Source organism: Austwickia chelonae NBRC 105200, assembly GCF_000298175.1.
Classification (GTDB): Bacteria; Actinomycetota; Actinomycetes; order Actinomycetales; family Dermatophilaceae; genus Austwickia; species Austwickia chelonae.
On record NZ_BAGZ01000008.1, the window covers coordinates 347,198 to 369,479 of the forward strand.

Sequence of the window (22,282 nt, forward strand, 5' to 3'; positions counted from 1 at the left end):
ATGGCATTCCGTGCACCGCCTTTCATAACGTGACATTCTGGCTACTGTTGGGGGCGACACGGTGACATCCGTTTGTCGCAAGGACTTTGGTCGTGAGGTGGTCATATGTCACGGGTGCCTGCGGATCAGCGTCGTGAGCAGCTCATCGAGGCAACGATCGAGCTGGCCATCCGCGAGGGTCTGGCAGCAGCGTCGGTGCGTCGTATCGCAGATGAGGCCAACGTCTCGCTAGGCGTGGTCCATTACTGCTTCAGCAGTAAAGAAGCGCTGCTGAACGCCGTCGCTGAATCATTCATCAAGCCGATCATCGCCGCGGTATCGCTGGCTCTCGACGGGCACACCGGGACCTTCGAGGAGAAGGCTTACGCCGCGTTCAAAGCGTTCTGGGAGCACACCCAGAACCAACCAGGGCGGCAGCTGCTCTCCTATGAGCTGGCGGCTTGGTCGATCCGTGGCGACGGGGAGTCTGCCCGACTGCTGTACAAGACCTACCAGGACGCCATCGAGCGCATGATCACCAGCTCCATGGGAGTCACCGGGAGCGACGGGTTGCCTACCCGGACCTTGGCCCGGATGGTACTCGCAGTGACCGATGGGGTCATGCTCAACTGGCTGGTCGACCGGGACGACGAAGCGACCTTCGACGTCCTGCAAGGCTTCATCGGCGTACTGCTGGCGGTTGTCGAGCAGGCTCGGGGAGCCGGTCTGGTCACTGTCGCCGACCAGTCCGCGTCCGCCTGACCGGCCCCGGGCGGCGCCGGACCCCCGCAGGATCGGCGCTCCCGGAGCTTCCGTCACCGGTCAGTCATTCCACGATCCACGGGTCGTTCCCGGCGAACATCTGTTCCATCTCTTCGTCGGTCCGAGAAAGGCTGTCGCCCATGGCCTGGGCGACCTGAGCGCGTACCTGATCGTCGTAGGCCGTCCTGGAAACCTTGCGGAAGACCCCGACCGGGACGCAGGACATGTCAGCGTCGTCGAGACCGGCCAGCGCGAAGGCCCGAGAACTGTCCGCCATGGACGGGTCGTGCGGGAGGACCGCTCCGTCGTCGACGACCTCGGTGAGATACAGACCGCCTCGCCCGTCCGGTTGGACTCCTCGGTCGCCGACTCGGAGAGGCTCTCCCTCGACCATCCGCAACAGTCGTGCTTCGGACTGGTTGGCGTCCCGGAGAGTGTCGAAAGCACCGTCGTTGAAGATGGGGCAGTTCTGGTAGATCTCCACGAAAGCCGTCCCGCGGTGTTCCGCAGCCTCACGCAGTACACCCGAGAGGTGCTCGCGGTCGCTGGCCATCGTGCGTGCCACGAAGGTGCCGCCCGCCCCCAAGGCCAAGGCGACCGGGTTGAAGGGTGCGTCCAGAGCGCCCGCAGGGGAGGACTTGGTGACCAGTCCTTCGGGCGAGGTCGGTGAGTACTGGCCTTTGGTCAACCCGTAGATGCGGTTGTTGAACATCAGGATCTTCAGATTCACATTGCGGCGGAGCGTGTGGATCAGATGGTTGCCGCCGATGGACAGGGCGTCACCGTCGCCGGTGACCACCCAGACGGACAGGTCCTCACGGGCGGTAGCCAGTCCGGTCGCAATGGCCGGTGCCCGCCCGTGGATGGAGTGCATCCCGTAGGTGTCGACGTAATAGGGGAATCGTGAACTGCATCCGATACCGGAGACGACGACGACATTCTCCCGCGGGATGCCCAGCTCGGGCAGTACCGACTGGAAGGTGGCCAGGATCGAGTAGTCACCACACCCAGGGCACCAGCGGACCTCCTGGTCGGAGACGAAGTCCTTCCGTTTCAACGGCGGTGCGTCCTCGGGGATCCGGGGGACCCGGCTGAGTCCGTGGACGGGCATTCCCAGGTCGATCGGGCTCATCTCATGCCTCCTGACGTCCGGTGTGGACGGCCGTGGACCCGAGCAGGTCGGCGAGTTCGTCCTTGATGATCTGGCGCATCTGCCCGGGGAGGAAAGGCAGACCACGCACCTGCGTGACCGAGCGGATGTCGACGAGATAGCGTCCGCGCAGGACCAGGGCGAGCTGGCCGCTGTTCATCTCCGGGAGCAGTACCCGTCGGTAGGAACGCAGGACCTCGCCGGTGTTCTCCGGGAAGGGGTTCAGATGGCGGAGGTGGGCCTGAGCGACCTTGATGCCGTTGCGTCGCAGATTCCGTACTGCGGCCGTGATGGGACCGTAGGTAGATCCCCACCCCAGAACCAGCATCTCAGCATCCCCGGTGGGGTCGTCGACGTCCAACGGTGGGACGGTGCGAGCCATCCGTTCGATCTTCTCCGCCCGGAGCCTCGTCATGAGTTCGTGGTTCGCCGGGTCGTAGGAGATGGCCCCGTGTCCGTCGGCCTTCTCGATGCCGCCGATGCGGTGTTCCAGACCTGGCGTCCCGGGCACGGCCCAGGGGCGGGCCAGGGTGTCCTCGTCGCGGGCGTACGGGTGGAATACCGGTTTGCCCGTGCTGTCCTCGGCATTCGGCTCACTGGCGAAGTCCGCTTCGATGGCGGGGAGCTCGCTCATGGCGGGCAGCCGCCACGGCTCTGACCCGTTGGCGAGGTAGCCGTCGGTGAGCAGCATGACCGGATGCCGGTAGGTGACGGCCAGCCGGCAGGCTTCGTAGGCGGCGTCGAAGCAGTCGATGGGTGATTTCGCGGCGATCACGGCGACCGGTGATTCTCCGTTACGTCCGTAGAGCGCCTGCAGCAGGTCGGCCTGTTCGGTCTTGGTCGGCAAGCCGGTCGAGGGCCCGCCTCGTTGGACATCGACGATGACCAGCGGGAGCTCGGTGGCGACGGCGAGGCCGATGGTCTCGCTTTTCAGGCAGAGTCCGGGGCCGCTGGTGGTGGTGACGCCGAGCGCCCCGCCGAAGCTGGCGCCCAGGGCGATCCCGGCGCCGGCGATCTCGTCCTCGGCCTGGACCGTGGTGACTCCGTACTTCTTCAGCCCGGACAGAGTGTGCAGGATGTCCGAGGCCGGGGTGATCGGGTAGGAGCCCAGGAGGAGGGGGAGCCCGGAACGGTGGGCGGCGGCCACTAGCCCGTAGGCGGTGGCGACATTTCCGGTGATGTTGCGGTACCTTCCGGGGGCCATCGGCGCAGGGTCGACGGTGTAGCGCACGTCGAAGGCTTCGGTGGTCTCCCCGTAGCTCCACCCGGCTTCCAGTGCGGTCAGGTTGGCGGCCAGGATGTCGGGTTTCTTCGCGAACTTCGTCTTGAGGAAAGACCGGGTGCCTTCGATGTTGCGGCTGTACATCCAGGAGAGCAGGCCCAGCGCGAACATGTTCTTCGCCCGTTCCTTCTCCTTGCGGGTCAGCGGGGAGTCGGCGAGCGCTTCCACGGTGATGGAGGTCAACGGGACGGCGTGCACCCGGTAGGCCTCCAGGGAGCCGTCGTCGAGGGGGCTTTGGGCGTATCCGACCTTCGCGAGGTTCCGTTTGGTGAAGTCGTCGCTGTTCGCGAGGATCATGCCTCCGCGGGGCAGATCCCGCAGGTTGGACTTCAGTGCCGCCGGGTTCATCGCGACCAGTACGTCGGGTGCGTCGCCGGGGGTGAGGACGTCGAAGCTGGCGAAATGCAATTGGAAGCTGCTGACGCCGAGGACGGTTCCCTGGGGTGCCCTGATCTCGGCGGGGAAATTGGGCAGGGTGGCCAGGTCGTTGCCCAGGCCGGCCGTGTCCGAGGTGAACCGGTCACCGGTGAGTTGCATCCCGTCGCCGGAGTCGCCGGCGAAGCGGATGACGACCCGGTCGACGGATCGGACCTGCGTGGTGTCGCTCGTGTTCATGAGCAGTTTCACCGAACCTCTTTGCTGGGGGGAGGGTGGTGTGGTTCCGAGGCTGATGGCGCTCGTGGACTCGGCCATCATAGGGAAGAGTCGTGGGTGGGACGACGTCAAGGTTGACTCTGGTGGGAGTGGTTTCGACTTCGCTGAGAGTCCGGCAGGACCTGTGGAAAATCAGGTTCGGATGTTCTCGTTACCCTGAACCTATGTGTCTTTTTCCCCTCCGGCCGGGTTTACGCGTCCACGGTCTCGATGCCGGGTTGGCGTGTTGCGCGGTCGAGGTCACCTCGGCCGGAGCCGGGTGCGCAGGGGCGGGTCCGGACGATCCGGGGTCGTCGGACTGCGGACCGACGGACGTCCTGGTCGTGGCGGGGACGGTCACCGATGCGATGGCTCCGCTGATCAAGGCTCAGTACGAGGAGCTCTCCGCTGAAGCGGGCTCGGGGCTGCGGGTCATCTCCTTCGGATCGTGTGCGAATACCGGGGGTCCTTATTGGGATTCCTATGCAGTCACCAAGGGGGTGGACCAGATTGTCCCCGTGGACGCCTATGTCCCCGGCTGCCCGCCACGCCCGGAGGCGCTTCTGGACGCGATGGGAGAACTGACATGACCCGGGTCGAGGTGCTGAAGGTGCAGGCCTCCCACTGGCTCGACACGGCCCGGAACGCTTACCAGGAGGGATACACCGTCCTCGAGCTCCTCACCGCCGTCGACGAGAACCAGGACCCCAGTGATCCGGGCATCGACGTGATGGTCCACCTGCTCGACCTGAACCTGACGACGGCGCCGCGCCGCCGTGAGCTCTGGACCAGGGTCCGCACGGGCACTCGACTGGCCGGTCTGAGCAGCATCTGGCCCGGCGCCAGCTGGCTCGAAAGGGTCGCCGTGGAGATGACCGGGGTTGACATCGAAGGCCACACCGACCGGCTGTTGCTGCCGGCCAGCTACGAAGGGCCACCTCCGCTGGCCAGGACGACACCCCTCACCGCACGGGGAAGCACCCCCTGGCCGGGATCTGTCGAACCGGGGGAGGGCACGGCGGCCGGGCGACGAAATACGCGGCGCAGGCTCAGCCCGCCCGGCGTCCCCACGGAGTGGCCGTCGTGAACCGCGCCCCGGCTGAAGTTCCGGTCCGTAGCCGAGGCGTGATCGCCCTCGACCCGCAGGCCTGCACCAGCTGCATGCTGTGTGCTCGAGAATGCCCCGACTGGTGCATCCATATCTCCGCTCACGCGGAGGAACTTCCCCCCGAGGACGGTGTGCCGGCCCGCCGAACCAGGACCGTCCACCGTCTGGACCGTTTCGCCATCGACTTCGGACTGTGTCTTTTCTGTGGCATCTGCGTGGAGGTCTGCCCCTTCGATGCCCTGTTCTGGGCGCCGGCCAACGCACGCGCGGGCGAGGTTCACGACCTGCTCGCGGAGAGTACCCGCCTCGACGCATGGCGCGCGCAGATCCCCCCGGCAGGAGCTCTCGAGTCTGGCGCGGTGGCCCCACGTCCGAAGGACTCGGGCCGAGGCCACGGGGGCGGCAGACGGAACCGTTGAACACAAGGCCGCACTGGTACGGGAACAAGGTCCTGCGGAGAGATCGTTGCTCGAGATATGCATCGGCATCACAACGGGCTCAAGACCGCCATCCTCTTCGGCGTGATCTGGGCGCTGCTGCTCGGTATCGGTGCCCTGGTGGGGCGCGGCCGATTCATCTGGCTGTTCGCTCTCGTCGGGGTCGCGGTCACCTTCTACGGTTACTGGAACAGCCACAAGATCGCTATCCGTTCGATGCGGGCCTACCCGGTCACGCCCGAGCAACAGCCGGTGATGTACCGGATCGTCTCGGAACTGAGCGCCAAGGCCGGGAAACCGATGCCGACCTTGTATGTCTCGCCCACCGAGGCGCCTAACGCCTTCGCGACGGGACGCAACCCCAAGAATGCGGCAGTGTGCTGCACCGAAGGCATTCTTCACCTGTTGGACGAACGCGAGCTACGAGGTGTGCTGGGTCACGAACTGATGCACGTCTACAACAGGGACATCCTCACCTCGTCGGTCGCAGCCGCCCTGGCCGGTGTCATCACGAGCGTGGCCCAGATGTTGATGTTCACCAGCGGAAGTCGAGACGAAGACCGGCCGAATCCCATCGCGATGATCGCGCTGGCTCTGCTGGCACCGCTCGCGGCCACCGTCATCCAGTTCGCGATCTCCCGGACCCGGGAGTACGACGCAGACCAGGACGGAGCCATTCTGACCGGTGATCCCCTGGCCCTGGCGAGCGCGCTGCGCAAACTGGAGTCAGGAACGGCGCGAGCGCCCCTGGAACCCGAACAGGACCTGGTGAACGCCAGTCATCTCATGATCGCGAACCCCTTCCGCCCGCAGGATGTGTCGGCACTGTTCAGCACCCACCCGCCGATGGACCAGCGGATCGCACGTCTGGAGGCCATGTCCCGTCAGCTCTGACCATGCCCGGCGCCCGCAGACCAATGCCGTCCGCCGTGTCGCGCTCCAGCGCAAAAGCAGCCGTTCGAACCAGGACGCATGACACAGTGGGCGAATGACAGGTTTGCTATACACCGAAGCCGAGCAACGCTCCCGCCTGATCGGGGTGTCCCGTTACACCGTCGACCTGGACCTGGACCGTGGTGAACAGTTCTTCGGATCGCGGACCACCGTGCATTTCTCCTGCGCCGAGCCCGGGTCACAGACTTTCATCGACCTGAAGGCCCACGAGGTGCATCGGCTCACCTTGAACGGGGACGACCTGGATCCGGCTCAGGCCGATCAGGGGCGTCTCCCCCTCGGCGGGCTGGCCGCAGAGAACGAACTGGTCGTCGAAGCCACCATGTCCTACGGGAAGGACGGCCAAGGATTGCACCGGGCGGTGGATCCGGCCGACGGCTGCCACTACGTCTACGGTCAGCTCTTCCTCGACGCCGCGCCCCAGGTGTACGCCTGCTTCGACCAACCCGACATGAAAGCCGTCTACGAGATCTCCGTACGAGCACCCGAAAGCTGGATCGTGCTGGGCAACGGCGAAGCCAGCCAGGACGCCGATGGCACTTGGCGGCTCGCCGAAACCAAACCGCTGTCGACCTATTTCGTCACCGTCTGCGCCGGCCCCTATGCCAGCATCACCGACACCCACGACGGGATCCCCCTGGGGATCCATGCCAGGGCCTCGCTGGCAGAACTGCTGAAGGAACAGAGCGGCGAGCTGCTGGCACTGACCAAAGCCGGGTTCGACCACTATCACCGGCTGTTCGGCATCAGATACCCCTTCGGCGCCTACCACCAGGTCTTCGTCCCGGAGTTCAATGCCGGTGCGATGGAAAATCCCGGCTGTGTGACCCTCCGGGACCAGATGATCTTCCGGTCCGCGCCGGACGGAGCCGAACGCGCCTCGCGCGCGAATACGATCCTGCACGAGATGGCGCACATGTGGTTCGGCGACCTCGTCACCATGAGGTGGTGGGCAGACCTGTGGCTGAACGAGTCCTTCGCGGAGTACATGGCGCACAGGGCCTGCCTCGAAGCCACCGACTTCACCTCGGCCTGGACCGATTTCACCATCTTTCGCAAGGTATGGGGAGCAGCTGCCGAGCGTAGCCCCTCCACACATCCGGTGGCCGGGCAGACCCCGCGCGACGCACCGAGCGCCCTGCAGAACTTCGACGGCATCTCCTACGCCAAAGGGGCAGCCGTCCTGGCCCAGCTGGTCCGATATCTCGGCCAGGACGAATTCGACGCCGGAGTGCGCCGCTATCTGAACGAACACCTCTTCGGCAACGCCGATCTCGCGGACTTCCTCGAGGCGATGGAAACCGAATCGGGTCGTTCACTGTCGAGCTGGTCCCAGGAATGGCTGCGGACCTCACGGATGGACGCGCTCGCCGTGGACATCGAGACGGACGGAGACCGGATCACCGGGGCGACGGTGCATCGCGAGTCTCCTGCCGAATCCCCGGCAGATCGACCGCACGCCGTCGAGATCGCGGGATTCACCGGGGGTCGGGAGATCTGGCGGGTTCCGGTGACCCTCGACCGGCCGCAGACCGTGGTCGAAGAACTGATCGGGAAACATCTCCCTGCCGTCGTCATCCCTGACGCGGGGTCGCACACCTGGGCCACTCCCCGACTCAGCCGACCCACCTTGGACGCCGTCGCGGGTGAACTGCCTCTCATTGAGGACCCGGTCGTTCGGGCAGTGATCTGGTCGGCGCTCTTCGCGGGGATGGTCGATGCTCTCGTCGATCCACGCCAGGTGCTCGGCATCGCGGTCCGGGCGCTTCCTGAAGAACAGGAACCGGCCATCCTGCGAGGGGCTCTCGACGGGATCCTGGAACTGTTGGCGACGCATTTTCTGCCCGCGGACGAGCAGGCCGCGGCTCGTCGAGCTCTGGCCGACACCTTCGGCGCGGTCGCCACGCGTTCTGATCCGGACGGCCCCACCTATCCTGCCGCCGTGCGTGGGCGTGCCCGATGGAGCACCGACGAAGGCTACTTGCGGGCGTTGGCGGAAGGAGACACCTCCCGTGAGCCACTGGCCCACCATTCGGATCTGCGGTGGGTGGCGGCCACGACACTCGCGGAGCACGGCTCAGTGGATCGTGCTGATCTGGATCGACTTGCCGCGCAGGATCAGACTCTCATCGGTCGTATGGCACATCTGAGGGCATGCGCAGCCCTGCCGGGGGAGGAGAACAAGTCCTGGGCGTGGTCGGAGATCGTACGAGGCGAACGTTCCTATTACGAACTCTCTTCCCTGGCGACCGGTTTCTGGCGCGCTGAGGACAGCCGGACGCTCAGGCCCTACGCAGAACGGTATTTCACCGAGATGCCTTCATTGTCAGGGAAACTGGGCGACTATGCGCTGGGCGCCCTCGCCTCTGTGGCTTTCCCCTACGTTCTGGCTGAACCCGAAATCCTCGCTCTGGCAGAACAGGCACTGGCCCGGACACCGATGAGCGAACCGGTCCGACGGGCGATGATCGACGGCGCGGCACTGGTCCGACAGGCAGTCTCCTCGCAGGAACGTTTCCCCCGGCCTGAGTGACAACGACGAGTGCCCCCCGTCTCCCGCGGCAGGAAGTCGTTCGTCGAGCTCAATGGGTGTCGACGAACTTCTGGACCTGCCGCGGGTCCCGGGACTGAGCCAAGGCGACAGCCAGCGATATCCGGCCCTGCTGCGGCGTCAGGTCACCGGCGGCCACGAACCCGTACCGGTCGTCGTCAACCGCACCACCGCGGGTCACCGGCCCGGAACAGACCCTGGACGCCCGCATGACGACCACGCCGGCATCGACCAGGGCACCTAACCGGGGCAGGACGTCGGACGGGACATTTCCTGCGCCGTGTCCGACGTAGACCACACCGGCAGCACCTGACTCGAGGACCGCCTGCAGCATCTGCTGAGGCAACCCGGCCCGCCCCTGGACGACCTCGACCGCAGGCAGCTCCTGCCCGACCGCCGAGATGACTGCGGCAGCTGTCCCGTCCACAGCGGACGACCGGTGGGGGGTGCGGAAGTAACAAGCTCGCTCGGCCACGACCTCTCCCAGCGGGCCGTGAGGGGAGGCGAAAGCATTCGTCCGCGTGGTGTGGACCTTGCCGACCGATCGCGCAGCATGGATCTCCTCCCCTACGACCACCAGCACGCCCAGCCCGCAGGACGAGGGCGAGGCCGCCACGATCACGGCATGGCGCAGATTCACCGGCCCATCGGCCCCGAGCGCATCGGCCGGGCGCATCGCACCCACCACCACGACGGGTTTCGGGGACCCGACCAGGAGATCCAACAGGTAGGCACTCTCCTCCAAGGTGTCCGTTCCGTGGGTGACGACGACCCCGTCGACATCGGGCCGGGCGACCTGCGCGCGCACCTGACGCACCAACTCCAGTTGGCGGGCCGGGTCCATGTCCACCGAGTCCAGCTGCCAGAGTTGCTGGTGGGAGATCTCGGCGATCCTGGTCAGGTCGGGGACAGCCTGGACGAGCTCGGCCACTCCGATCACGCCTGCGGTGTAGTCGACCGTCTCGGTGCTGTCGCTGGCACCGGCGATGGTGCCGCCGGTAGCCAGGATCAGGATGCGTGGGCGTGGAGGAAGGGCATCGGCCGCGGTCATGACTCCATTCTGGCCTGTGCCCGGGTGAGTTCTGGGGGCCCGGCCGGATTTCGTCACGGCATCGGGGATCCCGTTCCGTGCCTGGCTTCCGCGCGGCATTTGAGGAAGTACCCGAGACTGAGGGTGCCGATCCAGGCCGGGGCGACGTACAGGGCGTAGCGGAAGTCGGGGAGGAACCACATCAGCACGGTGATGAGTCCCAAGAAAGCCAGGACGAGGTAATTCGAGAAGGGGTGGAAAGGCATGGGGAATTTGAGCGCCCGTGCTTCTTCCGCGCCGATGCGCCGCCGGAACTTCAACTGGGTGAAGACGATCAGGATCCAGTTGAGATTCGCGGCGGTCAGCGCCACCGAGATCAGGTACAGGAAGACCTTCTCCGGGAGCAGATAGGTGAGCAGGACCGCTACGCCGGTGACCGCCGAGGAGACCAGGATCCCCGCGTAGGGCGATCCCTGAGCGCTGACCCGCTGGAGGAATCGTGGCGCATTTCCCTGCCTGGCCAGGGAGAGCAGCATCCTGCCGTTGCTGTAGAGACCACTGTTGTAGGCGGAGATCGCCGCGGTCAGTACCACGGCGTTGAGCAGGCTGGCGGCGGCAGGGATGCCGATCTTGGCGAAGACGGTGACGAACGGGCTGCCCTCGTCGCCGACCTTGTCCCAGGGAAAGATGCACAGGATCACGAAGATCGCGCCGACGTAGAACACGAAGATCCGCAGGACGACCTCGTTGATGGCTTTGGGGATGCTCCGGGCAGGGTCTGCGGCCTCCCCGGCGGTGATGCCGATGAGTTCCACCCCGCCGAAGGAGAACATGACGATCACGAGAGCTGTGGTGGCACCCCACCAGCCGTGGGGGAAGAAGCCTCCGTGATCGGTCAGATTGCTCAACCCGACCGGGGTCCCGTCGTTGCCCAGGCCGAAGAGAACCATCGCCAGCCCGAAGATGATCATCGCGATGATGGCGACGACCTTGATCAGTGCGAACCAGAACTCAAATTCTCCGTAGGCGCTGACACTCACGAGGTTGACCGCGGTGATCAGGACCAGGAAGACCGCGCTGCTGACCCATTTGGGGATATCTGGGAACCAGAAGTTGACGTAGATGCCGACCACGGCGAGTTCGGCCATGCTCACCGTGACGTAGTTGAACCAGTAGTTCCAACCGGAGAAGAAACCGGCGAAGGGTCCCACGTTCTCGTGCGCATAGTGGGCGAAGGCACCCGACACGGGGTTCTGGACCGACATCTCGCCCAGAGCGCGCATGATCAGGAAGATCATCAACCCCCCGACGAGGTAGGCCAGGATGATGGCGGGCCCGGCCATCTTGATGCTGGCGCTCGACCCGTAGAACAGCCCGGTCCCGATGGCTCCGCCTAGGGCGATCATCTGGATGTGCCGGTTCTTCAGCGTTCGGTGCAGTCCGTCGTTCTGAGGCGGGTGGGTGTTCCCGTCGGTTATTTCGACCTGCGTCGTCGCTCTGTCGCGCGTGCGCTCGCCTTCGCCGGGTCGATGGGCGTGCTGCGGGAGCGCGCCGGGGTCGGACGATACAGGTTTCATGATGGTCCTCGGCTCATGAGTGGGGCGCCGACGGGGGAATCGCGCCGCCGGGAGGGGGTCTCCTCCCGGCGGCAGGCGGTCAGCGGTAGTTGGTGAACTGGAGGGCGACGTCCAGATCCGACTCGCGGAGCATCTGCATGACGGCTTGGAGTTCGTCGCGGCTCTTGCTGGTGACCCGCAGCTCGTCGCCTTGGATCTGAGGCTTGACGGACTTGGGGAATTCTTCTCGGATCAGTTTGGAGATCTTCTTGGCGTTCTCCTGGCTGATGCCGTTCTTCAGCTGGCCTTCCAGCCGGTATTCCTTGCCGGAGGCCTTGGGCTGGTTCTCACCGGTGTCCAAGGACTTCAAGGAGACGCCGCGTTTGACCAGCTTGGTCTGGAAGACGTCCAGGACGGCGAGGCAGCGCTCTTCGCTGTTGGCTTTCATGACGATGATGTCCTCGCCGCTGAAGTCGATGCTGGCACCGACCCCTTTGAAGTCGTAGCGCTGGGAGATCTCCTTCTGGCTCTGGTTGAGGGCGTTGGCAACCTCTTGACGGTCGACCTTGCTGACGATGTCGAATGAGCTGTCGGCCATGTCTCTCCTGGGTCGGGATGTGATGTCGGACGGCGCGGGACAAGGGGATCTCGCGGCGGTGAGGCGGCGCGGAGCCTTCTCATCGCTGTCTCGACGCACCATTCTGCCCCTTGTGGGCAGCGGATTGGACTCACCCTGGGGGATCGTTGCTATGCTGTGCGGGCGCACCACGGCAGGTTGCCCGAGCGGCCAATGGGAGCGGACTGTAAATCCGTCGCGAAAGCTACGAAGGTTCGAATCCTTCACCTGCCACCAGCGCAACAATGGGGCCTGACTCGATGAGTCAGGCCCCATTGTTCGTGGTGCGGTCGAGAATGATCGTATGGCTCTTTCCCGACCCGGCGTTGTCCGTGACGACCTAGGCCGTGCGTTGACGCTCGTTCGCCCGGTCGAACGGGTGGTGAGTCTGGTCCCGTCGTTGACGGAGGCCGTAGCCTGCACTGATCCTGCACTCCTGGTCGGGGCGACCGACTGGTGTACTCATCCGACCGGACTCTCGGTAGCGAGGGTGGGTGGCACGAAGAACCCGGACATCAGCCGAATCCTCGAACTGGACACTCACCTGGTGATCGCCGGCAAGGAGGAGAACCGGCGCGTCGACGTGGAAGCATTGCAGAACTCCGGTGTCCCGGTGTGGGTGACCGATGTCATGGACGTTCCTGGAGCTCTCCGGTCGCTGGGCCGAATACTGGAGTTGTTGCGGCCTTCCCGGGCGTGTCGTTGGCTGGTCGAGGCGGAACAGGCCTGGTCCGATCCGCCGCAGGTCCGCGCTGGACGGCCGCTGCAGGTGATGGTGCCGATATGGCGTCGTCCATGGATGTGCGTCGGGCCGAGCACCTATGCCGCGGACGTCCTGCGACGACTGGGGGTCCAGCCCGTGGCTCCCCCAGGGACGGACCGCTATCCTCGCTTTTCCCCGCAGGACATCGTCGCAGCTCATGAGATCGACCTGGTGCTCCTGCCCGACGAGCCGTACCCCTTCTCCGCATCGGACGGTCCGGAAGTCTTCTCCTGTCCGGTGGCTTACCTGGCCGGCCGCATGCTGACCTGGTACGGGCCGTCGATGGTCGAGGCGCCGACAGAAATCGTCGGCTCCTTACGGGCGGCTCTGCACTGATCCCGGGCCAGGATGAGAGCACGGGCCACCCCACAGGAGGGATGCACACGATGAGCACACACCGTGGCGAGGACCTGATCGTGACGCGCAGCCACGGCGGGGAACTGACCGAGATCGTCTTCAACCGTCCCCACCGGCACAACGCCTTCACCGCCGTGATGTACGAACAGCTGACGTCGGTCTTCGAAGAGCTCGCAGCCGACAGGGCCGCGCGAGTCGTGCTGCTCCGTGGGGCAGGGGCCTTGGCTTTCGCCGCCGGGAACGACATCGCCGAGTTCGCCGATATGACCGAAGGCGCCCAGGCGGTGGCCTACGAGCGACGGGTCCGGTCGATGCTGACCACATTGGCGGACCTGCCCCAGGTCACGATCGCCGCGATCGACGGATTGTGCGTGGGCGGTGGCCTGGCCGTCGCCACCTACTGCGACCTCCGGGTGGCCACCTCCTCGTCACGCTTCGGGTATCCGATCGCCCGCACCCTGGGTAACGCGCTCTCCCGTCCACTGCTGGAACGGTGCGTGCACATCTTCGGGGAGTCCACGACCCGGCAGATGCTCCTCGCGAGCAGACTGTGCGATGCCCGCCGCGCCTACGAACTGGGTGTGCTGCTGACCGTCTGCGAGAGCAGGACAGAACTGGACCGGGAGCTGGACGATCTGGTGGAGGGAATCCTGCATGCTGCACCGATCACCGTGCGGACCACGAAGGAACAGCTACGGCGGATCAGCGCGTCCCAGGAGGACCCGGTCCTTGACGAGACCCTGCTGGAGGCGGCTTATGGCAGCGAGGCCTTTCGTGAAGGCGTCCGGGCCTTCCTGGCGAAGGAACGCCCGGACTTCCGGAGTCTGCCCTGAACGGTCCGTGCGGCGCCTCGGCCCGGGGCCCGATCGACAGCATCCGGTAGGGCCCGGAAGAAGACGCGGATTAGGCTGGGAGGCATGCCGATCCCCAATTACGAGTTCGTCCCTGACCGAGGTGCGCCACGGTTGAAGATCAACGTGCGGGGAAACACGATCCTGGCGAACCCGACGATCAACCGTGGTACAGCCTTCACCTGGCCCGAACGCCACGCACTGGGGTTGGCCGGGCTGCTCCCGCCAGGGGTGAACACCCTGGCCGAGCAGGTACGACGATGCTACGAGCAGTATTCGGAACAGCCCACGGAGATCACCAAATATGCGTATCTCGCAGCGGTACGTGACCGCAACGAGGTGCTCTTCTACCGGGTGCTCGCCGAACACCTCGAGGAGATGCTCCCGATCGTGTACACGCCCACCATCGGGGACGTGATCGAACGGTTCAGCCACGGATACCACCGCATGAGGGGCGTGTTCACGTCGGTCGACTACCCCGGAGAGGTCGAGGAGTCACTACTCAACTACGGACTCGACCCCGAACAGTGCGATCTGATCGTGGTGACCGACTCCGAGGGGATCCTCGGCATCGGCGACCAGGGCGTCGGCGGGGTCCAGATCTGCGTGGGCAAGCTGTCGGTCTACACAGCAGCCGCCGGGATCGACCCCCGCCGGGTGATCCCGGTCGTCGTGGACGTCGGCACCGACAACATGGAACTGCTCAACGACGACTTCTACCTGGGCACCAGACACAGCCGGACCCGCGGACGCAAGTACGACCTGTTCATCGAACATTTCGTGGAGACGGCCACCAGGCTCTTCCCCCACGCCATGATCCATTGGGAAGACTTCGGCGCCGGCAACGCCCACCGGATCCTGGAGAAGTATCGCGACCGGTGCTGCACCTTCAACGACGACATCCAAGGGACGGCAGCTGTGGTGACGGCTGCCGCGATCGCCGGGGTGAAGACCACCGGCAGCAGAATGAGCGAACAGCGCGTCGTCATCTTCGGCGCAGGCACGGCCGGAGTGGGCATCGCAGACCTGATGCGGGACCGGATGGTCCGGGAAGGACTGACCCCGCAGGAAGCCAACCGCCAGTTCTGGTGCCTGGGCTCCAAGGGCCTGATCACCACGGGGTTGGGCGATGCCGTCCGACCTTTTCAACGGCCCTATGCCCGACCCGAGGAAGAGATCTCCTCATGGGACCTGGACGACTCCCGGCACATCTCCTTGGCCGACGTGGTCCGCAATGTGCACCCCACCATGCTGATCGGGACATCGGCCCGGGCCGGCGCCTTCACCGAGAAAATCGTCCGGGAGATGGCCGCCCACGTCGACCGGCCGATCATCATGCCGCTGTCGAATCCGACGTCCCGGGCCGAGGCGGTCCCTGCGGACATCGTCGCGTGGACGGACGGTCGCGCACTGGTCGCCACAGGTTCTCCCTTCGCGCCGGTCGTCCACGCAGGCAAGACCTATCAGATCGCCCAGGCCAACAACGCCTTGGTGTTCCCCGGGATCGGGTTGGGCGTCGTGGTGAGCAAAGCCGAACGGGTCTCCGACCGTATGATCTCGGCCGCAGCCGAGGCCGTCGCAGAGATCGTGGACGTCGTTCCCCCGGGTAAAGCTCTGCTTCCGTCGATCTCCCACCTGCGGAGGGTCTCGGGCACTGTGGCCATCCGGGTCGCTCAGACCGCCCACGCGGAGGGACTGTCGAAGATCGAGATGAAGGACCCGGTCCAGCAGGTGTACGAGTCGATGTGGCAACCGGTCTACCCGAAGATCGTCCTGCCGGGACAGGGGACTTCTCCGTCCACCGTCGAGGACACCGCCGTGGATTCGGAACCCACCGACGACGAGAACACGAAGAAACCTTCATGACGGGGAAGATCGCGGTACTGAACGGCCCCAACCTGGGCCGGTTGGGCGTGCGGGAACCGGAACGCTATGGCACGGACACCCTGCCGGAAGTGATCACCCGTTGCAGGGCGCTCGCGGCTGACCGTGGTGTCGAGCTGGTGGATTTCCAATCCAATCACGAGGGCGCTTTGGTGGATCGGATCGAGGCGTGGACGGACGAGGGGGTCGTCGGCGTGGTGGTCAATGCGGGCGCATTCACCCACACCTCGGTGGCGCTGAGGGACGCCCTGGTGGGATCAGGTCTTCCCTTCATGGAGGTACACATCACCAATGTTCATGCGCGGGAAGGATTTCGTTCCCGCTCCTATTTGTCCGACGTAGCGGTGGGTTTGGTGGTCGGTTGCGGAACCTTGGGGTACGAGTTGGCTCTCTCGGCGTTGCTTCGTCATCTGGATAAGGACAGCGCCCATTCTTGATCTGCGTTGAATGAACGTCGGCCCGGCCCCACACTGGGACCGGGCCGACGTGGTGCCGGGTTGATTGCCGGAGCTGGTGCGCGGTTCAGATTCCGGCGGCTGCACGGGTGTGCAGGACGCGCAGGATGTCGTCCACCCGTTCCTTGGCGTCGCCGAAGAGCATGGCGGTGTTCTCCTTGAAGAACAGGGGGTTCTGCACGCCGGCGTATCCGGTGGCCATGGACCTTTTGAAGACGATGACCTGCCCGGCTTCCCAGACGGTGAGCACTGGCATTCCGGCGATGGGGGAGTGGGGGTCGTCGAGGGCCGCCGGGTTGACGGTGTCATTGGCTCCGATCACCAGGACGACGTCGGTGTGGGCGAGGTCGTCGTTGATCTCGTCCATCTCCAGCACGATGTCGTAGGGCACTTTGGCTTCGGCGAGCAGGACGTTCATGTGTCCGGGGAGGCGGCCGGCGACCGGGTGGATACCGAAGCGGACAGTGATTCCGCGTTTGCGGAGTGTTTCGGTGATCTCGGCGACCGGGTACTGGGCTTGGGCGACCGCCATGCCGTATCCCGGTGTGATGACGACGCTCTTGGCTTCCAGGAGGAGGTCGGCGACAGCTTCGGCATCGACCTCACGATGTTCGCCGTAGTCTTTGGCCTCGCCGACGACTCCGCCGTCGGAGCCGAATCCACCGGCGATGACGTTGATGAAGGAGCGTCCCATGCCTTTGCACATCACGTAGGAGAGGAAGGCACCTGATGATCCGACGAGGGCTCCGGTGATGATCAGGAGGTCGTTGTTGAGCATGAAACCGGCGGCGGCGGCGGCCCACCCGGAGTAGCTGTTCAGCATGGAGACGACGACGGGCATGTCACCGCCACCGATGGAGGCGACGAGGTGGAACCCTAGCGCCAGGGCGAGCACGGTCATCCCGCCGAGGAGGGCGAGGCTCGGTGTCTTCACGAAGAAGACGGTGAGCGCTGTGGAAATGGCGAGGATGCTCAGGTTGATCCAGTTGTGTGCGGGCAGCATGAGCGGCGCCGACTTCATCTTGGCGCTGAGTTTGAGGTAGGCCACCACTGAGCCGGTGAAGGTGACGGCGCCGATGAAGACGCCGATGAAGACTTCTGCGCTGTGGATGGGGCCGAGGGTCCCGGCGAGGTCGGGGATCCGGTCGGCGATTCCGCCGGCTTCGTGGATGCGGTGTTCGGCTTCGAAGAAGCTGTTGTATCCGACGAGGACGGCTGCCAGTCCGACGAAGCTGTGGAGCAGCGCGATGAGTTCGGGCATGCCGGTCATCTCGACCTTGCGTGCCTTCCAGATGCCGATGGCTGCTCCGATGGCCATGGCGAGGAGCATCAGGCCCAGGCCGGTGCTTCCGCTGCCGTCGCGGTCGTTGGTTTCTCCTGCGGCGTCGATCCCGATGACGGCTGCGAGGATGGTGATCAGCAGGGCTACGCCCATCCCGAGGATGCCGTTGCGGTTTCCGCCTTCGGCGGTTTCGTGTTTGGACAGCCCGGCGAGGCTGAGGATGAAGAGCAGCCCGGCGATGATGTACGAGCCTTGCACCAGGGTGAGGGTCATGGCTGCTCAGTCCTTCCGGAACATGCCGAGCATGCGTTGGGTGACGGTGAAACCACCGAAGATGTTGATGCTGGCCAGCAGGACGCCGATGAAGGCGAGGACGTCGACGAAGACGGGGGAGTTGTCTCGTCCGATCTGGAGGAGTACGCCGACGATGATGATCCCGGAGATGGCGTTGGTGACGCTCATCAGGGGCGTGTGGAGTGCGTGGTGGACGTTGCCGATCACGTAGTAGCCGATGACCACCGAGAGCATGAAGACCATGAAGTGTCCGAGGAAGGGCTCGGGGGAGAAAGCGAAGAGCAGGAGCGACAGAGCTCCGATTCCGGTGAGAACAGCCGCTTTGGTTGCGGGCGAGGTCTTCTTCGGGGGCTGGGGGGCTGGTACCTCGGGGGTCGGCTGTGTTGGCGGCGGTGCGGCGGATACCTGGACGGGCGGTGGGGGCCACATGAGTTCGCCGTCTTTGACCACGGTCATGCCTCGCATGACGATGTCGTCCATGTCGAGGCGGAGCTGGCCGTCCTTGTCGGGCGTGGCCAGTTTGAGGAAGTTCACCATGTTCTGGCCGTAGAGCTGGCTGGCCTGGGTGGGGAGTCGTCCGGCGAGGTCGGTGTATCCGATGAGGGTGACACCGTTGTCGGTGACGATTTTCTCTCCGGCGACGGTTCCTTCGACGTTGCCGCCGGTGGCTGCGGCCATGTCGACGATGACGCTGCCGGATTTCATGGTGGCGATCATCTCGGCGGTGATGAGCCGTGGGGCCGGGCGCCCGGGGATCAGTGCGGTGGTGACGATGATGTCGACGTCCTTGCACTGCTCGGCGTACATCGCCGCTTGTCGGCGTTGGTACTCCTCTCCCATCTCCTTGGCGTACCCGTCCGAGCTCACTTGTGCGCCGGGGTCGTCGACATGAACGAATTCGGCGCCCATTGATTCGACCTGTTCGGCGACCTCGGGGCGGACGTCGTTGGCTCGGACGATCGCGCCGAGGGCATTGGCTGCTCCGATGGCGGCGAGCCCTGCCACGCCGGCTCCGGCGACGAAGACCTTGGCCGGGGGAACTTTTCCGGCTGCGGTGACTTGGCCGGTGAAGAAGCGTCCGAATTCGTGGGCTGCTTCGACGACGGCGCGGTAGCCGGCGATATTGGCCATGGAGCTGAGGACGTCGAGGGCTTGGGCGCGGGAGATGCGAGGAACCGCGTCCATGGACAGGGCGGTGATCTTGCGGGTGGCGAGTTTGTCGACGAGGTCCTGGTTGAGTCTGGGCGACAGGAGCGCGATGAGGGTGGCGCCGTCGCGGAGGAGGGCGAGTTCGTCGTCGTGGGGTTCGTTGACCTTGATGACGATGTCGGCTGACCAGACGTCTTCGGCGATGCTGATCTCGGCGCCGGAGTCGGCGAAGGCGGCGTCTGCCAGGGCTGAGTGCTGCCCTGCGCCGGCCTCGACGGTGACTTCGTATCCGAGTTTCAGTAGCTGTGCGACGGTCTGCGGTGTGGCGGCGACGCGGGTCTCGCCCGCGTTCGTCTCCTTGGGTATGCCGATGCGCACGGCAGGACTCCTTCGCAGCGAGGCGCGCCCTGGCAGGCGCAGGCAGGACCCACGTTCGTGGTGGGGGGAAAGATGGTCAAGGCCGAAGGTCCTGATATCGACCTTGGGAATAGTAAGGGGAGCGCAGGGGCAATGTGGAGGTTCCGGGGGTTTTTGTTGCCGGGTGTTTCCCGGGGTCGGACGGGTGTCTTCTCCCTGAGGCCTTCTTCTCCGTGATTTGCACTGACTGAACAGTGTTCAAGTGGATGCTAGGCTCAGCCGCCGAGAGGGAGGACTCCCCTCTTCATGGCTGGTAGCTCACAGGAGAGCAGGGATGTCTGAACAAACCCAGGTCACCGCTGAGGTGGCTAATTCTGATTCTTCGGGGCGGCCTCGGGGCCGCTTCTTTTCCGCGCAGGATCTCGCGCTCATCGCAGCTTTCGCAGCCTTGACCGTCGTACTGGGACTTGCGCCTCCGGTGAGCATTCCAGGAACCCCGGTCCCCTTTACTTTTCAACATCTCGGCGTCTCGTTGTGCGGTGCGATTCTCGGGTGGAAGCGCGGCTCGGCGGCGATCGCTCTGATGTTGGCAGTGGGTTTGTTGGGAGTTCCCGTGCTGGCTGGGGGACGCTCCACGGTGGCGGCGTTGGCTGGTCCGACCGTCGGCTATCTCGTGGGGTTCATCATCGGCGCAGCCGTTATCGGGGCGATGGTTCAGTCCCGTCTCCCCAAGGTGGAGCCGTGGTGGATCGCCTTGTCCTGCGTCGTCGGTGGGATCGTCGTGATGCATGCTCTTGGGATCCCGTACGCCGCCGTGCGGACCAGGACGAGCCTGTGGGCCCAGTTCGTGCTCCACATTCCTTTCTTCCCGGGTGACCTGTTGAAGGCGGCGGTGGCTACCGCAGTGGCCACCGCGGTGCATCGCGGGGTTCCCGGCCTGACTCCTGCGCTGCGTCGAGGTCGGTGAACAAGTGGCGCCCTCGGTGAACAGTGGAATCGTCTTTTCCGGTATTCGTCACGCCTATGGCGAACGTCAGGTCCTGGACGGGATCGACCTGGTCCTTTCCGAGCCACGCGTGGGGATCATCGGTGCGAACGGGTCGGGTAAGTCGTCCTTGGCGAGGATGATCAACGGGTTGGTGACGCCGACCTCGGGCCGGGTTACTGTCGACGGGCTCGACGTGGTTAAGCAGGGTGCGGCGGTGCGGCGGCGCGTCGGTTTCGTCTTTCCCAATCCGGATGCGCAGATCGTGATGCCGACCGTCGCCGAGGATGTCGCTTTCTCGCTGCGTCGGAGGAAACTGCCTCGGGACCAGGTGGATCATCTGGTGGGGGAGGTTCTGATCAGGTTCGGCCTGGACGGGCACCGGGATCATCCTGCGCATCTCCTGTCGAGCGGGCAGAAGCAGCTGCTGGCCATCGCGGCGATCATGGTGACCGAGCCTTCGGTCCTGGTCTGTGACGAGCCGACGACCTTGCTTGACCTGAGGCATTCGCGTCAGGTGGCGGATCTCCTGGAGGGGCTCTCCCAGCAGGTGATCATGGTCACTCACCAGTTGGACCTGCTCGTGGACTGGGCGCGTGTGGTGGTGGTGGACGGGGGCAGGATCGTTCACGATGGTCCGGGTCGGGACTCGGTGGCTTTCTACCGGGAACTCATGTCATGTTGACCGGCCTGTATCTTCCGGGCGACTCGCTGGTCCATCGGGCGTGGCCTTCAGTCAAGATGCTCTTCCTCATGGCGGTCACGATCCTGCTCTTCGTGTTCTCGGATCTTCGTACGGTGTCTGCAGTGGCTGTGGTTGTCGTCGTGCTCTATGTGACGGCCGGGGTCCCGACGCAGGTGGCGGTGGCCCAGATATGGCCGCTTAGATGGTTCGTCCTGATGCTCTTTGCCTACCAGTGGTGGTCGAAGGACTGGCTGTTCGCCGCCGTGATGTGCGCCAATCTGGTGGTGGCCGTTGCTGGGGCGAGCCTGGTCACGTTGACGACCAGGGTTCAGGACATGTTGGAGACGACGGTGGTTCTGGCGGAACGGCTTCCTCGCCGACTGGTTGATGCCGAGCGGTGGGGATTGCTCTGTGCGCTGACGGTGCGGTCGATCCCGGTGGTCGGCCGGTTACTGGAGGAGACCAGGGATGCACGTCGCGCAAGGGGACTGGAGCGTAGTCTGCGAGCTTTGGCCACCCCAACGGTGATCCGCACTATTCATCATGCGGGGCATGTCGGTGATGCGTTGGCCGCGAGGGGTGTCGACGATTGAGCGCGGCCCGCGAGGCGTCGATTTCGCGCTTCCTGGGTTGACCTTGTACAGTTACCGAGCAGCCGCAAACGAACTGCGGCAGCAAGCCCCGATAGCTCAGTCGGCAGAGCGTCTCCATGGTAAGGAGAAGGTCTAGGGTTCGATTCCCTATCGGGGCTCTGGTTCTGAGGCAAGGTCGTCATCATTGGTGGCGGCCTGCTTTAGTCCCTTAGCGGGGTAGCTCAGGTGGTTAGAGCACACGACTCATAATCGTGGTGTCGCGGGTTCGAGTCCCGCCCTCGCTACTGACGCGATTTCGGGTGCTGCCCGGAATCGCGTATTCTTTTGTCTCGATGCGTCTCGCCCCGGAGACGTCGTATCTGCGAATATCTCGAGCTGAAAGTCAGGTAGCCCCGTGGCCAGCAAGTCCACTGACGTCCGTCCGAAGATCACGCTTGCTTGTGTGGACTGCAAGGACCGGAATTACATCACCAAGAAGAACCGTCGGAATGACCCCGACCGTCTTGAGATGAACAAGTACTGCCCGAAGTGCCACAAGCACACGGCACATCGAGAGACCCGCTGAGCCA

The 22,282-nt window shown here is 64.8% G+C and carries 21 protein-coding genes and 3 tRNA genes; 17 read left to right on the top strand and 7 right to left on the bottom strand.

Translation table 11 applies throughout. The annotated features are described in order from the left end of the window. The first annotated feature begins 105 nt into the window (after positions 1-105). On the top strand, positions 106-741 hold the full coding sequence (locus AUCHE_RS08195) for a TetR/AcrR family transcriptional regulator (protein WP_006502816.1): 636 nt from the start codon (positions 106-108) through the stop codon (positions 739-741). A gap of 64 nt (positions 742-805) precedes the next feature. Here AUCHE_RS08195 and AUCHE_RS08200 read toward each other — a convergent pair whose 3' ends face one another. Together AUCHE_RS08200 and AUCHE_RS08205 are read right to left on the bottom strand one after the other, a co-directional pair. Then, a complete protein-coding gene (locus AUCHE_RS08200) occupies positions 806-1,873 on the bottom strand; it encodes a 2-oxoacid:ferredoxin oxidoreductase subunit beta (RefSeq protein ID WP_006502817.1) in 1,068 nt (355 codons plus the stop codon). 1 nt (position 1,874) lies between these two features. Next, on the bottom strand, positions 1,875-3,788 hold the full coding sequence (locus tag AUCHE_RS08205; RefSeq protein WP_040321999.1) for a 2-oxoacid:acceptor oxidoreductase subunit alpha: 1,914 nt from the start codon (positions 3,786-3,788) through the stop codon (positions 1,875-1,877). A gap of 203 nt (positions 3,789-3,991) precedes the next feature. Here AUCHE_RS08205 and AUCHE_RS08210 point away from each other — a divergent pair, with 203 nt between their 5' ends. From AUCHE_RS08210 to pepN, 5 genes are all read left to right on the top strand, one after another. Continuing rightward, positions 3,992-4,396 carry an NADH-quinone oxidoreductase subunit B gene (locus tag AUCHE_RS08210; RefSeq protein WP_052024843.1) on the top strand — a complete coding sequence of 135 codons (405 nt, stop codon included), beginning with the start codon at positions 3,992-3,994 and terminating at the stop codon, positions 4,394-4,396. Continuing rightward, the gene (locus AUCHE_RS08215) at positions 4,393-4,893 is read left to right on the top strand and encodes an NADH-quinone oxidoreductase subunit C (RefSeq protein WP_006502820.1); all 501 of its coding nucleotides are present in this window, start codon (positions 4,393-4,395) and stop codon (positions 4,891-4,893) included. The genes AUCHE_RS08210 and AUCHE_RS08215 overlap by 4 nt, the downstream gene beginning before the upstream one ends. Continuing rightward, positions 4,890-5,333: a 4Fe-4S binding protein gene (locus AUCHE_RS08220; RefSeq protein WP_006502821.1), complete on the top strand. Its 444-nt coding sequence runs from the start codon at positions 4,890-4,892 to the stop codon at positions 5,331-5,333. Before AUCHE_RS08215 ends, AUCHE_RS08220 begins: the two co-directional genes overlap by 4 nt. 57 nt (positions 5,334-5,390) lie before the next feature. Further along, on the top strand, positions 5,391-6,245 hold the full coding sequence (gene htpX, locus AUCHE_RS08225) for a zinc metalloprotease HtpX (protein ID WP_006502822.1): 855 nt from the start codon (positions 5,391-5,393) through the stop codon (positions 6,243-6,245). A gap of 94 nt (positions 6,246-6,339) precedes the next feature. Next, positions 6,340-8,838: an aminopeptidase N gene (gene pepN / locus AUCHE_RS08230; RefSeq protein ID WP_006502823.1), complete on the top strand. Its 2,499-nt coding sequence runs from the start codon at positions 6,340-6,342 to the stop codon at positions 8,836-8,838. A 49-nt stretch (positions 8,839-8,887) separates the two neighbouring features. Here the strand turns inward: pepN and AUCHE_RS08235 are convergent, their stop codons facing one another. From AUCHE_RS08235 to AUCHE_RS08245, 3 genes are all read right to left on the bottom strand, one after another. Beyond that, the gene (locus AUCHE_RS08235) at positions 8,888-9,907 is read right to left on the bottom strand and encodes an asparaginase (protein ID WP_006502824.1); all 1,020 of its coding nucleotides are present in this window, start codon (positions 9,905-9,907) and stop codon (positions 8,888-8,890) included. A 53-nt stretch (positions 9,908-9,960) separates the two neighbouring features. Continuing rightward, positions 9,961-11,463, bottom strand: a complete 1,503-nt coding sequence (locus AUCHE_RS08240) for an amino acid permease (protein WP_006502825.1) — start codon at positions 11,461-11,463, stop codon at positions 9,961-9,963. A gap of 79 nt (positions 11,464-11,542) precedes the next feature. After that, positions 11,543-12,040: a YajQ family cyclic di-GMP-binding protein gene (locus AUCHE_RS08245; RefSeq protein ID WP_006502826.1), complete on the bottom strand. Its 498-nt coding sequence runs from the start codon at positions 12,038-12,040 to the stop codon at positions 11,543-11,545. Positions 12,041-12,211: 171 nt separating this feature from the next. On the opposite strand from AUCHE_RS08245, the gene AUCHE_RS08250 reads away from it, so the two are divergent. The 5 genes from AUCHE_RS08250 to aroQ all read left to right on the top strand — a co-directional run bounded on the left by AUCHE_RS08250 (position 12,212) and on the right by aroQ (position 16,350). Next, positions 12,212-12,295: transfer RNA gene (locus AUCHE_RS08250), tRNA-Tyr, on the top strand. Positions 12,296-12,362: 67 nt separating this feature from the next. Then, complete coding sequence (locus AUCHE_RS08255) at positions 12,363-13,157, top strand: helical backbone metal receptor (RefSeq protein WP_006502827.1); 795 nt, start codon at positions 12,363-12,365, stop codon at positions 13,155-13,157. A gap of 50 nt (positions 13,158-13,207) precedes the next feature. Next, positions 13,208-14,011 carry an enoyl-CoA hydratase gene (locus AUCHE_RS08260; RefSeq protein ID WP_006502828.1) on the top strand — a complete coding sequence of 268 codons (804 nt, stop codon included), beginning with the start codon at positions 13,208-13,210 and terminating at the stop codon, positions 14,009-14,011. Positions 14,012-14,095: 84 nt separating this feature from the next. After that, the gene (locus tag AUCHE_RS08265) at positions 14,096-15,895 is read left to right on the top strand and encodes an NAD-dependent malic enzyme (protein ID WP_006502829.1); all 1,800 of its coding nucleotides are present in this window, start codon (positions 14,096-14,098) and stop codon (positions 15,893-15,895) included. Further along, entirely contained in the window at positions 15,892-16,350 is a 459-nt protein-coding gene (gene aroQ, locus AUCHE_RS08270) for a type II 3-dehydroquinate dehydratase (RefSeq protein ID WP_006502830.1), read from the top strand. Before AUCHE_RS08265 ends, aroQ begins: the two co-directional genes overlap by 4 nt. Before the next feature lie 85 nt (positions 16,351-16,435). On the opposite strand, the gene pntB is transcribed toward aroQ, so the two are convergent. Both pntB and AUCHE_RS08280 read right to left on the bottom strand, forming a co-directional pair. Then, a complete protein-coding gene (gene pntB / locus AUCHE_RS08275; protein ID WP_006502831.1) occupies positions 16,436-17,923 on the bottom strand; it encodes a Re/Si-specific NAD(P)(+) transhydrogenase subunit beta in 1,488 nt (495 codons plus the stop codon). A 6-nt stretch (positions 17,924-17,929) separates the two neighbouring features. Beyond that, the gene (locus AUCHE_RS08280) at positions 17,930-19,471 is read right to left on the bottom strand and encodes a Re/Si-specific NAD(P)(+) transhydrogenase subunit alpha (protein ID WP_006502832.1); all 1,542 of its coding nucleotides are present in this window, start codon (positions 19,469-19,471) and stop codon (positions 17,930-17,932) included. Between the two features lie 313 nt (positions 19,472-19,784). On the opposite strand from AUCHE_RS08280, the gene AUCHE_RS08285 reads away from it, so the two are divergent. The 6 genes from AUCHE_RS08285 (at position 19,785) to rpmG (ending at position 22,278) form a co-directional block, all read left to right on the top strand. After that, a complete protein-coding gene (locus AUCHE_RS08285; RefSeq protein ID WP_006502833.1) occupies positions 19,785-20,417 on the top strand; it encodes a biotin transporter BioY in 633 nt (210 codons plus the stop codon). A 16-nt stretch (positions 20,418-20,433) separates the two neighbouring features. Further along, positions 20,434-21,120 (top strand): energy-coupling factor ABC transporter ATP-binding protein, encoded by a 687-nt coding sequence (locus tag AUCHE_RS08290; protein ID WP_040322010.1) that lies wholly within the window; start codon positions 20,434-20,436, stop codon positions 21,118-21,120. Next, entirely contained in the window at positions 21,114-21,713 is a 600-nt protein-coding gene (locus AUCHE_RS08295; protein ID WP_006502835.1) for an energy-coupling factor transporter transmembrane component T family protein, read from the top strand. Before AUCHE_RS08290 ends, AUCHE_RS08295 begins: the two co-directional genes overlap by 7 nt. Positions 21,714-21,798: 85 nt before the next feature. After that, positions 21,799-21,871 (top strand) — tRNA-Thr (locus AUCHE_RS08300). A 52-nt stretch (positions 21,872-21,923) separates the two neighbouring features. Continuing rightward, a tRNA-Met gene (locus AUCHE_RS08305) sits at positions 21,924-21,997 on the top strand. Positions 21,998-22,107: 110 nt separating this feature from the next. Then, entirely contained in the window at positions 22,108-22,278 is a 171-nt protein-coding gene (gene rpmG, locus AUCHE_RS08310; protein ID WP_006502836.1) for a 50S ribosomal protein L33, read from the top strand. The last annotated feature ends 4 nt before the right edge of the window (positions 22,279-22,282 follow it).

What these genes read in the sequence shown, in the direction of transcription:
- AUCHE_RS08195 (WP_006502816.1), top strand. Translation starts at nt 106, where the DNA reads ATGTCACGGGTGCCTGCGGATCAGCGTCGTGAGCAGCTCATCGAGGCA.
- AUCHE_RS08200 (WP_006502817.1), bottom strand. Translation starts at nt 1,873, where the DNA reads ATGAGCCCGATCGACCTGGGAATGCCCGTCCACGGACTCAGCCGGGTC.
- AUCHE_RS08205 (WP_040321999.1), bottom strand. Translation starts at nt 3,788, where the DNA reads ATGAACACGAGCGACACCACGCAGGTCCGATCCGTCGACCGGGTCGTC.
- AUCHE_RS08210 (WP_052024843.1), top strand. Translation starts at nt 3,992, where the DNA reads ATGTGTCTTTTTCCCCTCCGGCCGGGTTTACGCGTCCACGGTCTCGAT.
- AUCHE_RS08215 (WP_006502820.1), top strand. Translation starts at nt 4,393, where the DNA reads ATGACCCGGGTCGAGGTGCTGAAGGTGCAGGCCTCCCACTGGCTCGAC.
- htpX (WP_006502822.1), top strand. Translation starts at nt 5,391, where the DNA reads ATGCATCGGCATCACAACGGGCTCAAGACCGCCATCCTCTTCGGCGTG.
- pepN (WP_006502823.1), top strand. Translation starts at nt 6,340, where the DNA reads ATGACAGGTTTGCTATACACCGAAGCCGAGCAACGCTCCCGCCTGATC.
- AUCHE_RS08235 (WP_006502824.1), bottom strand. Translation starts at nt 9,907, where the DNA reads ATGACCGCGGCCGATGCCCTTCCTCCACGCCCACGCATCCTGATCCTG.
- AUCHE_RS08240 (WP_006502825.1), bottom strand. Translation starts at nt 11,463, where the DNA reads ATGAAACCTGTATCGTCCGACCCCGGCGCGCTCCCGCAGCACGCCCAT.
- AUCHE_RS08245 (WP_006502826.1), bottom strand. Translation starts at nt 12,040, where the DNA reads ATGGCCGACAGCTCATTCGACATCGTCAGCAAGGTCGACCGTCAAGAG.
- AUCHE_RS08255 (WP_006502827.1), top strand. Translation starts at nt 12,363, where the DNA reads ATGGCTCTTTCCCGACCCGGCGTTGTCCGTGACGACCTAGGCCGTGCG.
- AUCHE_RS08260 (WP_006502828.1), top strand. Translation starts at nt 13,208, where the DNA reads ATGAGCACACACCGTGGCGAGGACCTGATCGTGACGCGCAGCCACGGC.
- AUCHE_RS08265 (WP_006502829.1), top strand. Translation starts at nt 14,096, where the DNA reads ATGCCGATCCCCAATTACGAGTTCGTCCCTGACCGAGGTGCGCCACGG.
- aroQ (WP_006502830.1), top strand. Translation starts at nt 15,892, where the DNA reads ATGACGGGGAAGATCGCGGTACTGAACGGCCCCAACCTGGGCCGGTTG.
- pntB (WP_006502831.1), bottom strand. Translation starts at nt 17,923, where the DNA reads ATGACCCTCACCCTGGTGCAAGGCTCGTACATCATCGCCGGGCTGCTC.
- AUCHE_RS08285 (WP_006502833.1), top strand. Translation starts at nt 19,785, where the DNA reads ATGTCTGAACAAACCCAGGTCACCGCTGAGGTGGCTAATTCTGATTCT.
- AUCHE_RS08295 (WP_006502835.1), top strand. Translation starts at nt 21,114, where the DNA reads ATGTTGACCGGCCTGTATCTTCCGGGCGACTCGCTGGTCCATCGGGCG.